The 16656-nt window shown below is 51.4% G+C and carries 10 protein-coding genes; 7 read left to right on the forward strand and 3 right to left on the reverse strand.

Annotated elements, in window-relative coordinates:
• Nucleotides 1–323 precede the first annotated feature (323 nt).
• Nucleotides 324–1343: a hypothetical protein gene (locus FQ668_RS02625; RefSeq protein WP_019437921.1), complete on the reverse strand. Its 1020-nt coding sequence runs from the start codon at nucleotides 1341–1343 to the stop codon at nucleotides 324–326.
• The gene (locus FQ668_RS02630) at nucleotides 1336–3042 is read right to left on the reverse strand and encodes an AAA family ATPase (RefSeq protein ID WP_019437922.1); all 1707 of its coding nucleotides are present in this window, start codon (nucleotides 3040–3042) and stop codon (nucleotides 1336–1338) included. The genes FQ668_RS02625 and FQ668_RS02630 overlap by 8 nt, the downstream gene beginning before the upstream one ends.
• A 690-nt stretch (nucleotides 3043–3732) precedes the next feature.
• Here FQ668_RS02630 and FQ668_RS02635 point away from each other — a divergent pair.
• Nucleotides 3733–3984, forward strand: a complete 252-nt coding sequence (locus tag FQ668_RS02635) for a hypothetical protein (RefSeq protein ID WP_144179881.1) — start codon at nucleotides 3733–3735, stop codon at nucleotides 3982–3984.
• An 809-nt stretch (nucleotides 3985–4793) separates the two neighbouring features.
• Here FQ668_RS02635 and FQ668_RS02640 read toward each other — a convergent pair.
• Nucleotides 4794–6458 (reverse strand): DUF262 domain-containing protein, encoded by a 1665-nt coding sequence (locus tag FQ668_RS02640; RefSeq protein ID WP_202802795.1) that lies wholly within the window; start codon nucleotides 6456–6458, stop codon nucleotides 4794–4796.
• 1536 nt (nucleotides 6459–7994) lie between these two features.
• Between FQ668_RS02640 and FQ668_RS02650 the strand changes: the two genes are divergently transcribed.
• The 6 genes from FQ668_RS02650 to FQ668_RS02680 all read left to right on the forward strand — a co-directional run bounded on the left by FQ668_RS02650 (nucleotide 7995) and on the right by FQ668_RS02680 (nucleotide 15997).
• The gene (locus tag FQ668_RS02650) at nucleotides 7995–9395 is read left to right on the forward strand and encodes a PAAR domain-containing protein (RefSeq protein WP_019437924.1); all 1401 of its coding nucleotides are present in this window, start codon (nucleotides 7995–7997) and stop codon (nucleotides 9393–9395) included.
• Nucleotides 9388–9777: a hypothetical protein gene (locus FQ668_RS02655; protein WP_003247529.1), complete on the forward strand. Its 390-nt coding sequence runs from the start codon at nucleotides 9388–9390 to the stop codon at nucleotides 9775–9777. The genes FQ668_RS02650 and FQ668_RS02655 overlap by 8 nt, the downstream gene beginning before the upstream one ends.
• 250 nt (nucleotides 9778–10027) lie before the next feature.
• Nucleotides 10028–11392 (forward strand): type II toxin-antitoxin system HipA family toxin, encoded by a 1365-nt coding sequence (locus FQ668_RS02660; RefSeq protein ID WP_178095659.1) that lies wholly within the window; start codon nucleotides 10028–10030, stop codon nucleotides 11390–11392.
• The gene (locus FQ668_RS02665; protein WP_019437926.1) at nucleotides 11389–11859 is read left to right on the forward strand and encodes a helix-turn-helix domain-containing protein; all 471 of its coding nucleotides are present in this window, start codon (nucleotides 11389–11391) and stop codon (nucleotides 11857–11859) included. Before FQ668_RS02660 ends, FQ668_RS02665 begins: the two co-directional genes overlap by 4 nt.
• A gap of 999 nt (nucleotides 11860–12858) precedes the next feature.
• Nucleotides 12859–13083, forward strand: coding sequence for a hypothetical protein (locus tag FQ668_RS02675; RefSeq protein ID WP_033724843.1), 225 nt, complete (start codon nucleotides 12859–12861; stop codon nucleotides 13081–13083).
• 100 nt (nucleotides 13084–13183) lie between these two features.
• Entirely contained in the window at nucleotides 13184–15997 is a 2814-nt protein-coding gene (locus FQ668_RS02680) for a TrlF family AAA-like ATPase (RefSeq protein WP_019437928.1), read from the forward strand.
• The last annotated feature ends 659 nt before the right edge of the window (nucleotides 15998–16656 follow it).

Genomic DNA, 16656 nt, shown 5'->3' on the forward strand with positions numbered 1-16656 from the left:
TGCAGCCTCCACCCGCCCACCGGTAACGGTGCTCAGGGAGCCAGATCATGAGATGCCCTTGCTCCCGGTCTTAAGGAGCCGCCAGTCCAGCGTAGAGGACATTTCCCACATGTCGCAGGTGCCTTGATCCCTAAATAAGGTCTGTGCTAGGACTAGATCTTGGGAGGAACTCATTGGCTCAATGCTGAAGTTGCGATATTTGAAAGCGATGAATGCGTAGATTTATAATTGGCGCTTGCCAATTAAACTGACTGTCGCTGGAATGAAAAGTAGCTCAAGCAGTGGCAGAGCTACTTTGGATACGGCAACAGCATGATGGGTGATTATTCGGATTTGTCACCTATGTTGATGGCAAAGTGAGTGCAAATAAATATTTGTCCATCATGGCGGAAAAGGTGCTGAAAGTATTTTAGGTTTCCATATTTTGGAGGTAACGAAATGAGGTCTTCACTGAAGCTGGAAGCTATTCCGGTAAGCTCGTCGGCGTTAGTTTCTGACACAAGATTATAATATTTATCCCACCAGGTGCTAAAGTTCGAGCCGTTATAGTATGTCACCAAGTATGTACGATGAACCCCAAGTGGGTTGTAGTTGGTGACTAGCTTGGAATAATGTGTCTTTATATATTCTTTATCGAGGCTATTTAGTCTCATTGACTCGATTATTGTATACAGCAAGCCTTCGTTTTCGATTAATAAGTCGAGTTCGCCTGCGCTTTTCCCGCTCTGAGATATCCCTTCCCTGGCTTGGTCGCGGACATCATAGCCATTAGTGCGACCCATACTTGCTATCATTTCTCTGAGAAGATCATTTACTTCGTCCTCAGTCCATGATTTTTTACTCATTCGGGCAGTTCGATGTAGAGCCCAAAGTAAATCATCTTCAAAGTCTGAAAAGCCTTGTATTCTAGAGAATTTCTTTTTGATTCTTTCGCGCCCGAGGTCGTGAAGTTGGAACATGTTCACACGCTGTCGATTGATCTCCTGAATAAAGTCTCTATAGCAATTTGTGTCGTGTACGACGATTGACTTATCGTGCGTTGTCACGGCTTGAAGTATTGTGTTGACGACTATCTCCTGCCTCTGAGTGGCATTAAGGGATGAGGAAATAAGTTTTTTCCCCTGTGGTGAACAGTTGAGTAAAGCCATCCATGCCTTATATTTTTCAAAAGCCGCCATGTCATCCTTGACAGAATCTAGATACTTATAAATCAGACGCTCTTCGCGATCAATAACGATTTGATCCTCTGAGTTTAGTAATTTTCCAAGCAGGACGTGGCTGGTGTGAGGGTTTTTTATGTTTTCTTCAAAAAAAGCCGGGCAAATCACATGGGCATTAGCCATGATTCACCTCTACGTCACTTGATGATAATTTCGAGCTTTTCATTAGTTGGATTTGAATGGTGTCTTTTATTTCGACATCCATAAATCCTTTCGGCCAGTTGAGGTCGCCATTGGGGCTAATTTCTACTTCCTCAAGCTTGCTATGTGTATTATCTCCCTCGCGATGAAGATAATATATGTTAACGTCTTTTTGAGCTAGCTTTGAAGAATCGTCGACTATTCGTAGTCGCAGTCGTCTAATTAATGCATCGCTATGGGTTTCAATTAAGAACTTTTTATTTTTCTCAAGCGCGATTTGAATAAGAGCATCTGCTAGCCAGGCTTGCATATTTGGGTGAAGATGGATCTCCGGTTGTTCTATTATTGTCAGGGAATCTTTGGGTGATAAGTAAGCTTGGACAAGGATTGGCAGGACTTGTGATATCCCAAACCCAACATCGGTCAGCTCCAGTTTTACTTTATTCTGTGTGATAACAATTTTGTGAATGATGTTGTTGACTTTGTCTACATCTATCCCAATATTGAATGGGGCAAAAAGTATGTTGATGTCTGTAAGGATGTCTGGCCGGTTCTTTAATACTTCGGCAAGCTCGGTGCCGTCTGATGAATTGAGTTGCTGGTGATGCACTGACTTGTCAAGCAAATAGTAACGTTGTGGGAAAGCGCGCAATGGACTTACGTGATTTATTTGTAGATTCGATATGTTATCTAAAAGATGCTGTGCTACATAACCTATGTGATGCGCGATTATATTCGCGAATGGGTCAGCGCTACCTTGAGAAAACATGAGTCCTAAATAATCCGCAGTGGACTTCATGTTTGGTGCAACTTTCAGGTTGTCAAATCTTAATAGTTTAAATATTTCGGGTCTGGACCTGTTTAGGCAGTCTTGCTCAAAGATCTCGGAGCTGATTTTCCGTTTGTCCTGGCGATTTTCAATCTTAAGAATGGTGCGGTTGTAGCGACCAATTAAGTGAAACTCAGATATTACAAGGTTGTCGGACTTTGTGTCGTATCTAAAAGAGTAACTGCAATGCCTTGGGATTGATTGCCCCAGTTCTTCACTCGCAAGAACCTCAATGCAAGACTTTATCCTTGCTAGGGATGCATCATGGATGAAGCGCTTTATGCTGTCTTCGAAAAAAGCTTCGTGGACATCTGTAGGGAGTTTTCTGTATAGCGAAATTGTTTCACATAGCGTGCTGGTGAATTTTTCAATATATTCCCGTTCTTTTTTTCGGCCTCGGGCAGGCTTGAAACTGGCAGAGGTTGTGATTAGTTTGTTAAGTTTTTTTGATGGTTCTGCGTGCTCTTTCAGTTTTTGAAGGCAGTGCTGATGGACGTAAAAAAGTACATCCAGGCTAGACTCTCTCGCTCTTCTGATTGCCTCAATAAGTTTTGTTCGATAAGTGAATGAAAATGAGAAATTAATTTCTTTGGATGGGTTGCGAGAAGGGAAAACATTGAGGGTTTCGCCTAAGCCGACTTTATTGCCATTAAGCCTTAAGGCGCCATCAAAAATGGTGTCTGACTGCTGGTTGGAGTTGCTGTCTGCGGACTGAGAAAGCATTAGCAGTGAGTTGAGTATCGCGCTTTTTCCGCTACTGTTGGAGCCTAGCAAGATAGTTAGTGGTTTGAATTTTAGCGAAAAACTTTCAAAGGCTTTGTAGTTTGTTGCTGTAAATGTTCCGATTTTCATAACGAGTCCATGTTGTTTTGGATGATGCCATTATGGCATCATTAAGGTGCTTGAATCAATCTAAGGGCGAGTTTAGGGCTCTTAATGTAGTCTTCTGAGGTTCGCTCGAAATTGCTACCTGAGCATTCGTTGTTTCACCTTGCGTAAGCCAGGTTAGCACGCAATCATGCGGTAGCATTTGGCTGTACTCACTAGCTTGCCTCGCCGCCATCAACATCAGCATTCTTGAGGCGTTGCGTACGGCGAGCCCGTCTCGTTTATTGTCACCTTCGTTAGGTGCCTCCTCAGCAGGTTACGTCATTCCCCAACCCAGAGACGTGCGCGCCTATCCCACTGTGCAGGTTTCCCTGGCCGCGCTAAATTTTGCTATCTGGTCTTGGCAATCTGGATACGCTCGGCACGGCGGCGCCTCAAACGATTCCAGGCATTTCTGATTTCGCTGTTTACCCTTGGTAAACAGCATGGGTTTGGCCTGTCGAACGGTCATCGTGACGGACAATCACGGCAGAGCACGACCCTGGTCAGCATCTCTAGCTGTACAAACACGTTAGAATGCTTATGATACATCTGGAAATTGTTCGGGCAGTCGCGCGGGCAGTTGAGTACGGCTTGCTTAAAGGAAATGTCGTGCACAGTACGTTTGCCTAATATGCCAGCCAAATATAAAGCTAATTTCAAGGTGATATAGCCATGGATGCTGACGATAAAATTTGTGATAATTGTGCGTTGCCAGGAAGTGCATGTACTTGCGGTTATTGCGAGGAGTGTGATCAAAAAGAAGCAGATTGCATCTGTGATTTTTGCAGCGACTGTGGAAGAATCGTAGATAACTGTGCTTGCGACAAATGCATTCACTGTGATGAGAAAGAGGCTGAGTGTGCTTGTAATACTTGTAAAGACTGTGATGAAAAAGAGCCTGAGTGCATCTGTGATAATGGTTAATTACGCTGTGCTTGGCGATCTTTTACGCAATGCTCTATGAGAGTTTAGAGCCTTCTAAGGAGCTGATTTTTAATATTTTTGTTATTTTAGGGGGGGTAAGATTTCGCCGAATACAGCCAGGAGCCGAAAGTCCGCTGCTGGCTATTATCTGACCTGTATGAATGACCGCTTGGGTTGATAGCTGCCGCTCCGATCGGCTGCTTTCGACCTATGGCAGAAATTGTTCTAGGGCTTAGTGCTGTCAGCGCAGGCCTCATCACCGGCAAGGTGCCTACCGCAGGAACATCACAACTTCCAGGCTTGCGCCAGACTGTGGGAGCCACGCTTGTCGGCTATGGGCCGTTAAGCAGCCCAATATCCATCGTCAGCCATAGTCGGTGATCATAGTTTTCACTCAAATCCCTTCAAAATATCATATCGTCAGAAGTGGGCATTCTTTCGTATAGCATTAATCAAAAGAGTCAAAAAATTTCCGATTCGATTCCACGGAAAGCCATCACTAGCTGATTTGGTTATAGATACCCTTTGAGGTACGTCAAAAAATCCACCAAATTCCAGCCCCACGAAAATCGGGCCCTCACGACCAACAACCGTCCGTCTGTCTCCGCACCACTAAAAATGGCAATGGTCATTTATTTCGCTCTAGACCTTGTACGAAAAAAACCTGCGCGAAGAGCATGTTGTGTTAAAAATAGGATTGGAATAGTAATTTACAACCCGTAGACTTCGTTTTCTTCCTTCCTTCATTTGCCTGATCGCCGCTCGGCGAATTTTTTATAAATCCTAGAGCGGCGATACTTACTGCGTCATCAGACAGTCGGTTTCAGTATGTAGTTGAGTGCGTCGGCTATGGCTGCAGAGCGTTTTTTCAAGAACTTTTCATAGTCGTCATCCGCGATACCGAAGGTCTTGGTGTTACTGATTAAGTGTGACTTCAGTGAGGCAGTAAGTTTCGAGTTGGAAAGCTTGAAATCGCTGATGTAGGCGCTGGGCGCTTTGGCGCGAATCTTGTTGTTGGAGGCAGCATCTATCAACGTGATATTACCGACCCAGTTCGGCTCGGCACCGTCATGATGTTTGTGTAGGTAGGCCTTGGGGAAAAAGTGGTGAAAATTTCTGCTAGAGGAAATTTTGAGGTTAGAATTGTCCAGTATCACATCGCTGTCATCGTCAAAATTCTTCGGTTTTTGCGAGGCCAGCAAGCAGAGAATGGCCTTGACGTACGCGTTGCTGGCAGAGAACCAAGTGGCCTCGATATCGCTAGCGGACACCCGAAGTTCACTGGGGGCATACTTAGGTTGGCGACCCTTGAGAATCGTACCCATGGCTTTCAGGTCTTCTGCAATTTTGGTTTCCGTAGAGCCGCTGTATCGCCAGTTCAATCCGACCCAATAGAAGAATTGCTTCAACAACAAGGCCTGGGTCTCAGTTGGCTTCTTGTTGCTATTTTTGTAGAAAAAGTAAGTGAAGGGAACCAGTAACGATGCATACGGAAGTAACTGTGAGACAGGAACGTGCAGCTTGCTCCTGATAAAGTCTACGGCTGTAAACATTGATGAAACCATCGGGCCCCAATGGGCTATGAAGGTTTCCCGGCGGATCTTCAGAATGTCCTTGGCTCGGATGCTGCCTTTGGTGATTGCCGCCACGGCCTGTAGCACAGTTGCTGCCGGAATCGTTTCGAAATTCGCCTTGGCGAGGCTCTTGTCGTCTTCATCGCGACCGTAAAGTAGCTCTTCATATTTCAGAGCAAGGTCGAAACTCTTGGTTTCGTCGTAGGTCATCGCGACCATGATTTCAAAGAGCGTCAACGATCTCCCGCCAGTATTGATGCGGGAGAAGACGTCACAGGCGATGTCGATCGGATAATCCTTGATCGTGATTGTGGCGAAATCGTACGTCGTGAGTCGGGCCTTGTATTCCTCAATCAAATCCGACTTGGCGGGGCCGATCTCTCTGAACAGTTCGCCCAGCCTACGGGTAAGCAAATCATGCACCGGGATGTAGGAACGTCCCTGTTCTTGCTGACTAGTAACGATCTGATCGTCATGCGAAGGATCGTAGTCAAGGTTTATAAATATATCTCGATAATCGATTTCGACATTGTCCTTGGTGATGCGAATTCCCTTACGAATGGCATAGAGAGAGGTAATGCGTTGCTGTCCATCGAGGATATATTGTGCGTAATCACCTTTCGGTATGTCGGGTAACTTGTGATTGCCAATATTTTTGACAGAACGCAGGGCATCCTTGGTTTTCCAGAGGATGAAAGTACCGATGGGGTAGCCCTTCAGGATGCTGTCGATCAGCTTTGCGCTTTGCTCCTTGTCCCAGACAAATTCTCGTTGAAACATAGGGAGCTTGATCTGGCCGGAGTCGATTTCGAGGAACAGCGTTTCGTACTGCTTGTTCGCGTTCTCCGGGCGTAACAACATCCGAATGTTATCCTGTTCTGGCATGCTCAGGCTAGTCACGTACTTCCCTCTGGTGAAGTTTGATGTGGGTGGTCAACGCTTGCGAGCGTGTATCAGCAGACATCGCGGTCGTCGTTCGTGAACGATTGGTGATGATTTCGTTTGGCCATCATTACTCAATCATCCGTGATCATCAACTGCTGAGCTCATCTCTACGAAATCCCGACAAACCCAATCGATGTCCTACGAGAGCTGAAATTCTGTAGCGTTCCCGTCCATCTACGGAAAGGAATTCAGTGATGGCAAAGCGGTACGAACTCTCGCATGAGGCCTAGACTGTGGTCGCCGATCTTTTCACTGAACCCCATGGCCGGGGGCGGTCCCGCCTGTGCGACCGTCTGATGCTCGATGGCGTGATCTGTGCGTTCTGCTCGGGCGCTGTCCGAGCTACCCGAGCCTCATTCGGCGTGCGAATAAAAGGGGCCTGATGAGCCTGCCTATCATGCTCTAGGCCGCAGTCGCAGTGGCCTTACAACCAAAATTCACATGTTCTGCGACCCCAACGAGACGCCGTTGGGTTTCCTCTTCTCTGGCGGTCAAGCCAGTGACATTGGCTACGCCCATCCTAGAACGAAGTAAAGCCTTCCATTGAGCCAACGTGACTGCCCGTGAAGGCGCTGCAAATGATTGCTTGCTGAGAAGGGCTGCGACGCCGAGACGCTTCGGCGCTATTGCGACCAATATCGAATGCAGCCCGTCCTCCCGCTGAGCTCAATCAAGCGCAAGCCGAATCGAGGTTTACCTAGACTGATTGATAAGTCGAAGTACCGACAGCGCAATATCATCGAGCCTATATTTGGCTGCATCATTGATCCGCTAGCAGAGTGTTAATCAAGGGAGCACAAATAATTCCCGATTCGATTCCACCGAAAGCCATAACTAGCTGATTTGTTTATAGCTACTGTATGAGGTACTTCAATAAGTTCACTAACTTCCAGTCCCGCGAAAACCGTGCCCTCCCATCCAACAACCGTCCGTCTGTCTCCGGCACCAGTAAATTCAAGGGTTACAGATTTTTTCCTGTGATCAGTATGTCGCTCGTGACAACAGGGTGACAGCAAAAAAGCCCCGCATACCTCATTGGATGCGGGGCTTTTTCGTTTAAAAGCATATACCTCAAATGGCAACGCACGATAGGTTCACTGAGCACTTCTATCAGGCCGCTGAGGAGCTCTGGCAGGCGCTTTCACCCACACGGGTGCCGACACGATTGCTTGATTGGAGGACTAGATCATTCACCGCTGCCTATTCTGCGGCCAGCAGTGCCATCGCTCGCTTCAGTGAGTGGGGGGCAGATGGTCAGAAAAAATGGGCACCCGAAGCACGTTAAGTAAGTGCCATTCGGGTCTGTCCCCCTTTTTTTATTTTCGGGAGTGAACAAAAAGGGGGAGGGCTCTAGTTCCCAAACCGCTAGGTCGTGCCTAGTCCTAAATCCGCGTTGCTCGTAGGAATCGTCTCGTTAGCTGCTCGAGGCCTCATTTGCCCCTTCTTAGCTGTTAGGTTCTTTCGCTCCTACAGTTCGCAAGGGACTCTGAAATGCGCGTCAGTCTGGATGGGCTTGGCCAAGCAGTAGACGGTGATGTAACCACCACAGGTGCGATTTGCATCGCCACCGGGGAAGGTTACCTCGACGAGGGACGAATGGTCCTGAGGATGGGGGATCCCACCACACCTTGTCCACTTTGCGGGCTGGAAGGAAAGGTCGTCGAAGGGGTGTGGCACTTCATCTCGGATGGCCAGCCAGTCGCGATGGATGGCGCGTTAGTTGATTGCGGTTGCCCAGAGGGTAGCAACCGGGTGGTGGCGCCTTTAGGGGAAATGCCCCCGCCGCGGCTGCCGGTTGCCGTACGCACTAGCCTCAAACCCGCTGGCTCTGGGAGCTCTAGCGCTTTGGCAGGGGCTTCGCCCGCTATGGTTGGCGGGTTGCCAGGGCAGATGCAGCCGGGATTCTATGTGGTGCCGCGGAGCATGTCGTTCCCGCAGATTCTGTTGGAGCTGACTAGCCATGATTCGACCTTGCCCATTTCGTACCTGCAACGCCTGAACCCGACTTTCGAGCAGGGGTTCAAGGCAGGGGAAATCTTCGTCATCGGCGATCCGGATAACGGTTATGCCTGCACCCAGGAGGAGGGCCAACTCATGGCGGCCGCCGAGCGCGCACGACGTTCCTTGGCTGTACTCGATTTTGCCGAGTCAGATTTCATGATGGAGTATCAGGCTGAAATTGCCGGACTGCTTAGTGACGCCAGTCTCTCCATGGGTGTGGGTAAGGACATGATGGACCACGGCCTCCGGCAGCTTCGCAGCACACTTGGCAACATCGAGCGTTTGCATCAGCAAGAATTTCTGCGCCATGGCCATCTGAATAGCCCATCCTTCTTCGCCGAACGACGGCTGTTATTGGAACAGCTAGATGGTCAGCTGAAGGCGACTTTTCTAAATAAACATCTGAATCTAGGGGCCTACGAGCGGCTGAAGAAAAGCTTGAATATCTCGACCAAGAGCCTTGTGCATCATTGGTCGAAAGCCGGTGGGCCAGGGCAGATTCCTGGGTACGCCACATACTTGGACAAAGTGGCGAAGCTTAGTAAGTACCTTCGGTATGGTGGGCATGTCGGAATTGGCTTAGGTGGTACATCTTCCTATCTGAAAGTCCAAGAGGCCTGCCGTGCAGGGGAAACCGAAGGCTGCAAAAAAATTCGTTTGTCTGAGGCAGGTGCTTTCGCTGGGGGGCTGGCGGGAGGGATAGTGGGTGGCAAGATTGCTGGGATCACTGCGCTCGCTGTATGTGGGGTGTTCTCTGCTGGTACCGCGGGTTTCGGGGCGCCGGTATGTGGCATTGCGCTGGTCGGGGGAGGGGCTTTTGCTGGGAGCATCGCCGGTGCGGAGGGCGGTGAGCAAATGGGCGAGCTGATCTACGAATCACATTATGACTGAGTTCGAGAGTTGGCCCGTGTGGCTGAAGTGGATAATGCTGGCGTGTCCGTTCGTGATCGCGTTGGCCGGTTGTGCGGTCAGTGCATTCATCGCGGGTACAAGAAATTTCACGGTTGCAACCTCGGCTATCCAAAGTCATCCCGGCCTGGAGCAAATGAAACTGTTTTTGGGCACGCGGCGCTTTGGCGCTCGGTGGCTGCTTATAACGTTTCTTTGTGGAATACTCATTTGGCCTGGCGTACATATGCGCCGAGGGCATCTGGACATCGAAGAACTAGAAAACTTCCCTGCAAAACTTAAGTTGGCTCTACAGGTATCCACGTGGCTGACGGCCTTTGGCTTCGCTTGGATGTGGGTGACCTATGGATTCATCAAGGCGTAGCCGTTCCACCCCCCTGTAGGAGCGGGTTTACCCGCGAACGCGGGCGAAGCCCGTGCCATCCACCACCTACCCAACGCAATTAAACATGGTCCTATAACCCAAAGGTTGAATCACATGCACTTCCTGCCTTCCAGGCGCAGCAACGACCTCTAGCCCCCCTCCCGCGCGATGTGAATGCATAATCGGTAGTGTGATGCCGGTTTTATCCGTGCTTAAGCTTTTAATCAGCAAAATATTGCCGATTCCTGCCATGCGCACTATGATAATCAGCATTAAAGTACTGATTAATGGTGTCCCGATGCCGCTCAGACTCACGATCCAGGCTTTCTCCGATGGTGCATGGCGCGATGCAGCGACACTTACGGTTGAGAACCCCGAGCGTGTTGCTGATGGAAGGTGCCTTGTCGCCTACGACGGCGACTACATCATCGCGAACGTTGATCGCATGGAAGATCGTTGCGAACTCGCCCTAAGCGTTAACCTTCCGTTGAACTGGGACCACCATGACGTCAAAGGGTATCCAGCATTCCTCTACGACATCATTCCCTCTGGTGCTGCCAAGGACTCTCTTGAATCCCGCTACGGGCGTCTTAAGCCTGAAGGCGTGGAAATGGGGCTTTACCTTCTGGAACGTTTCACGCCGGCGCCTATTGGGCACCTGCGCATCAAGGAATCGGTGGAAGGCCTTCAGCCGGACCGGAACGAGGCTTTCGCGCGTGCTGAGGTCGTGGACAGGACGAACGAATTTCTTGAGTACGCCTATGAAACCGGCGCGGCGTTGGGCGGTGCTACCGGTGCCAACGGGCAAGCCCCCAAGCTGGTCATGACCGAAGCCCACAACGGTGCTCTCTACGCTGATGCGATGCTCCCCGATGACCAGGCGTGCCGTCACTGGCTGATCAAGTTCGCGCGTAATCGAGGCGGCGAGCGCGACCAAGACATCCTGCGAACAGAGTTTCATTACTACAAGGCGGTTGCTGCCCTCGGCCTTGATACGGTTCCCACTGATGGTTTGGCGCTTGAAGAGGCAGTGAAGCCAAGCCTCTGGATGCCACGATTTGATCGCCGAGTAGTGGATGGCGTGGTGGAGCGGATACCGCTGGAGTCGGTGTACTCGATCTGCGGTATTACCGGCTACGCGCATCCGATGGCGCATGCCGAAGTGGTTCACCGACTGGTAGGCCTATGGATCGATAACGGCCAGCAGGATGAGGTGGACGACCTGGTGTTCGAGTACGTGCGGCGCGATCTGCTGAACCGCATTCTAGGGAACACCGATAACCACGGCCGCAACACCTCCATCATGCGTGTGGGTGGGAAGTTTCGTTTGGCGCCAATCTATGACCTCGCGCCAATGATCCTGGATGAAGAGGGTATCACACGGACGACGAAGTGGGCGGCGGAGCGCAAGGGGTCTTCCAATTGGCGCGATAACTGCGCTGAGCTGGTTGGTTACACCCATCCCGATGTCCTGCTGCAACGGTTGATGCATGCGGCTGAGGCGTTTAGGGCGTTGCCCGATCTGCTGACCGATGCGCCCGAATCGATGCGCAATGCAGCCTCTCTACCCGTGAATAACCTGGACAAGCGACTCGTGGAGTGGGGACTGCGATGAAAAAACTACAGCCTGAAGAGCGCGCCCAGCTCGTAGAGGATATCGTCAAGCGCAACGCGGCGGGGCTCGATCCAATTGGCACGTCCATCCGCCGTCTGCGGCTCGAAGTCACCGGGCTTGACCAAGAGACCTTCGCGGCCATGTGCAAGATGTCCACGAAAAGCCTGTACGAACTGGAAAGCGGGAAGTCGAATCCGAAGCTCAGCACTTTGGAGGCCGTGCTGCGTCTATTTGGTGTGCGGATGGGGATGGTGATGACTGCCAAAGATAAGCCCACTGCAACGCTCGTCGGCAACACTGTCGGCCAGTTGAAGACTGGTGGGCCAATCTCTGTGGCCGCGCCGCTAGCCAGTTCCTGCGTGGTGGCCGGACCGAAACGAGGGAAAAGCCCTGCGGCAGTCAAAGCGAAGAAGGCAGTGTCGAGGCCGGCATCGCCACGGGCTCGGAAAAGCAGTCAGGAACAGTGAGATTGATGTGGGATGCAAATAAAGCCTCATCCCATTTTCCTCTAGATGATCGGTTGCGGCATTAAGTCTGGTTGTTCGCAGTAGTTCTGAACCACGACGGCTTCATGCTTGTAACGATCATGGGCGCTTGTGCGCCAAACAGACCGTATCTCGCTGCCCTGCAGCACCCTATCCGCTTGGCTGAATCTTGCGCCAACCTGCGCCCGTCTCTTTCTCTGGAAAGAGACGGCACTTCAAGCACTGCTGCAGCCCTCATCGCATTTGGGTTTGCGGCCCCCCCCCTCGTGACAATCGGCGTGACAAACTCCGATGTCACCAGCAACAGCGCTGTAGATGATGGTGCCGCAGACTAGGGAATGGATGCACCTGACTGACAGTCAGGCATGCCCCGATCATCGCATTGCTGCTTGCATTTGGCTCAGGATCTCGCGGCGCTGGTCTCGTCAGCCGATGCAGCCTCCACCGCCCACCGGTAAAGGTGTTCAGTGTGCCAGATCATGAGATGCCCTTGCTCCCGGTCGTAAGAGCCGCTAGTCCAGCGAAATGGAAATTCCCCACAGACCGCAGGGGCCTTGATCCCTGATAACACTCAGCATTCTTGGCGGGATGACGTGTGGCGAGGATCTGCAAAACATTGGTTTGTTTCAGGTACGGATGGCCGTGTTGGATTGATCGGCGACGATAAGCGCTTCTTGATCAGCCGATCCCTGCATCAGACTGAGAGCTGGAGCATTGCTACATACCTCAATATTTTTGACAGCGTTCCATCTTCTCAGCTACCGCTAAGCGAAGAATCGTTGGCAGAGGCGCTTGCCCACTACCTGTAAGTAGTCACTTTGCGAAAGTCGGGAACCCGACGCCCAGCTGCACCGACCCTGTGTGTAGTCGATGCACTGCCCCCGAGCGGGGTTTTCTTTGTCACCAGCCTGGAGGCGCCCATGAAAGCCCTAGCTAGGAGCAGAAAAATGGCAAGCAGCCCAGAAAGGGTCGTAAGAGGCGGTGGATGCATCGCTGGCCACTAAAGGCATGTGGACCGGCGCTGGGGCGGGGTTCGTTGGCTTCCTGGTCCAGGCCAACTGGATTGGCATCATGGGGTTTGTCCCTGTGGTGCTGGACCTGCTGGTCAACACCTGGGTGAAGCCGCTGAAAGCCAGGCTCGCATCGAAGTGTTCAAGGGGTAGTGCCGCCCATGAGCAACCGCATTGTGGTCATGCTGCGGACTGAATGGTCTCTGGTTTCCTAGAGACCCTCACAGAATTGCCTGCTGCCAATATGATGGCATACTGACTAGTCCAACTGACAAGGAAATGGACTTGGGGCGACGATGGGCGACTATCAGGGTATGCGTTGGTTCAAAACGGACTTTCAGGTTCAAACCCCGGAGGATAATCGCCATTGGGCTGACGATGATCTGCGTCTACATGACCGACGGCCATTAGTAGAAGGTAAGGCCTGTGAACTGGGCATTCAGGAGAAAGCCAAGCGCTTTCTACGACGTTGCCACGAGCTCGAACTTCAGATGGTCGGGATCACCGACCATAACTTTTCGGAGAAAACCGAACCGCGGGACTGGTTCCTCACCCACCTCGTCGAACAAAACAGATCGGTGGCCAAGGACTTGGAACGCGAACCGCTGGCTATTTTTCCAGGTTTTGAAGTTGACATCGGCTATCACGTTCTTTGCCTGTTCCAGCCGGCAAAGAAACAGCGGGACATTCAACGCCTTAACATGATCCTCAGCAAGCTTGGGTTGGCCGAGCATGAGCGCTTTCGGGCTGGGGTGCCTATGCAGCTGCGCCGTTATGGGCGTACCGTCAGCCTGAAAGAGCTGATTGAAGTTGTTCAGCATCACGATGGAATTGTGATCGCCGCCCATGCAGATCAGGCCGATGGCATGTTGTCGTCGCCCAACAATATCGCGGACTACCAGATACCCCAGTTGCTCGCGGTGGAGGTCGCCACCTACCCGATGCCGACAAAGATTCGGTCAATCTTGGACGGAAGTAATCGGGAGTGGTCCAGGCGCGGACGTCAGCCGGCTTACGTCCAATCGTCCGATGCCAAATCGTTGAAGGTAGGCGAAGACGGACAACCGCTGGCTAACTCATTGGGTTATCGGTCGACCTGGGTGAAAGCTTCGAAACCTTCCATTGCGGCCCTTCGTCAAGCCTTCTTAGACGGTGCATCTCGGCTCAGAATTCAGGACGCTCGCCCCTCGGATGAGCAGACGCATCCACGCATCGTTTTTCTTAAGTGCCGCGGGCTGACGTTCCTTGCTGACCAAGACGTGTATTTCTCGCCCAACCTGAACACGATCATTGGCGGCCGCGGAACTGGAAAGTCGACGTTAATGGAGTTACTCCGCTTTGCGTTTGCTAGGGATACCGGCAGTCAGTTTTCCGCGTCTATCAAGGCGAAGTTTGATCGCCTTCGACAGACCTTTTCCGGTGATGCCGAAATCCAGATCGGCTGGGAAGCGGTCCCAGGTCAAGTGGATGTCATTTCGCTACAGCCGCAGGGGCCCCATCAAGTTGTGCAGGGCGAAGTTCTGGATACCGCAGCGTACCTCAAGCAGATACCTATCCAATTCTACAGCCAACAGCAACTCAGCGACCTCACCAATGTTGGTGGAGAAAGCAGCTTGCTGAGCATGCTGGATGAGGCCTGCAGTGCGGAGCTGCAGGCACTCAAAGCCCGCGAAAATACTCTACGAGCCGAAATCGTGCAGATCTTCGCTGCTTCTGATCAATTAGCCGAATTGCGTAATGCTGAGAAGGACGTGGCGCAACAGCTGACCGAGCTCAATCGTCAGTGGCAAGCTCGTAAAGAGATCCAGGCAGAAGCGCTGCAGTTCCAGCGAGCCGAGGCCGGGCGTCAGTACTTTGAAAAAGCCAAGGCCCAGTCGGTAAGCGATGCTGAAGGCATTACCGCACTTGCCGAAACGCTTGCCCAGCCGGGGGTATTGAACGATGGCAAAATCGAAATTTGGCCCAGGGCGGATTGGTTCAATGCCTATACCGAAGGTGCATCAGCGCTGCGTGTGAAGTACTCGGAAAAACTGATTGCGCTGGCATCATCCATGCGTCGGGAAGCCGCTGAACTAGACCATAGGATGCAGGGTTGGGAGGCGGTATCGGCCGAGCTGAGGGCTATCAAAGACGGCTTTATGCAAGCTTGCCAGGAAAGGGGGTTGCAGCCTCAAGACGTCGCTCGGCTTCAGGAAATCGAAAAGACGCGGCAGATTAAGCAGGAAAACCTTGATCAGTTGCGAAAGCAGATCGTGGGCTTAGAGCCTTCGGTAGAAAAGCTCTCCGCTCTACTAGAAAAGCTTCACGGATTGTGGGCTGAGCAACTGTCTGTTCGTATCCAAACCGCCCAGGAAATCACCAAGAAAGCTAATCGCTCGATCAATATCCTTGTGCAGCCGATGGGTGATAAAGCTCATTTTGACCGTGTTTGGGAGGGGTTAGCACCGGACGGACGTGCCCGCATCGGTAGGGCGTGGACACAGATTGGCGAGGTGTTGTTTGCGGATTTTCACAGCTACGTGACTGCTAATCGGCCACCGGCTTACTCGCCTTGGCTGCATATCAGAACCGTCTTGATGGAAAAGATCCCTGTGCCTCAACAGTTGGAGGGACTCACCGTCGATATTCTTAAGCATTTTGTCGAACAGAAGGATAAATGGCGTGCTGCACGGTTGGTTCGCATCGAGGATCAGGTTGACCTTGAACTGTACCGTGCAGATGGCACCTTAGTCGGGAGCATTCAAAGCCGGGCGCTGTCAGAGGGGCAAAGGAATACGGCCGTTCTTAAACTACTCTTGGCGCAAGGTGATGGCCCTATTGTCATCGACCAACCAGAAGATGAGCTTGACTCGAATTTTATCTACCATGAGTTAGTGCCCTTGCTGCGTAAGGTCAAGAATCGTCGGCAACTGATTTTAGCTACCCATAATGCGAACCTACCCGTCAACGCTGACACCGATTTGGTCTTTGCATTGGATGTTAGAAAGGGCCGCGGAGAGCGACTAGCGGTAGGCGGACTCGACCAATCTGAGACAGCGAATGCGGTGCTAAATATCATGGAGGGCTCCGCTGAGGCATTCAAGCGGCGTTTCGACAAGTACCACTTTTAAAGTTGATTAGTTGGGGCTTGCTGAGATGCAACGTATGCCACGAGATACGCTGCCAGTTGTTGAAAGCTAAGGGCTGCCGTTCGCCGGTAGCTGCCCCCACGAGAAGCAGCTGAACTTGACTTTGAAGTGTATAGGGCAGAGCCCTCTGGCGGCTGAAGAAAGGCTGAGAACAATTTTAGAGATGAAGATCATTCTTTTAAGAATAATATTCAATGTCTTTTGTCTTGATACGATTCCTGTCTCCGCACTCTATTTACGCCGCATCCAACCTTTAAGTTGGTCTTGATACCATTCAGCTTTAGCCGACTTTTCCTACAACTCCCAGCGTCCATTCACATCCCCCCAAACCTTGCATTGCAGCCCCCACGACGCTACCGTGCTCCAGTCGCGGCCAACTCCGCGACCGGGTTTGGCGACCCGAACGAAAAGGCGCATCGGCGCCCCCGACCACGATTGCAGGCGCTTTTTTTGCGTCCGCAGTTTCGTGTAATGGCGGCTGTGCGTGGGAGACCTTCGGGTCTGCCGAGTTCCTTTTCCTCGGTTCGCCAACCTGCGTACAGCTGCCACCCTAATCGTTTGGCGACGGTCAGCGTGGTGCTTCAATCGAAAAGGACCGCATGCATGCTCATCTCAAGTCCATCCAGGATCCTCGCATCCGT

It is taken from the genome of Pseudomonas sp. Kh14, assembly GCF_900291005.1.
In the GTDB taxonomy this organism is placed as follows: Bacteria; Pseudomonadota; Gammaproteobacteria; order Pseudomonadales; family Pseudomonadaceae; genus Aquipseudomonas; species Aquipseudomonas alloputida.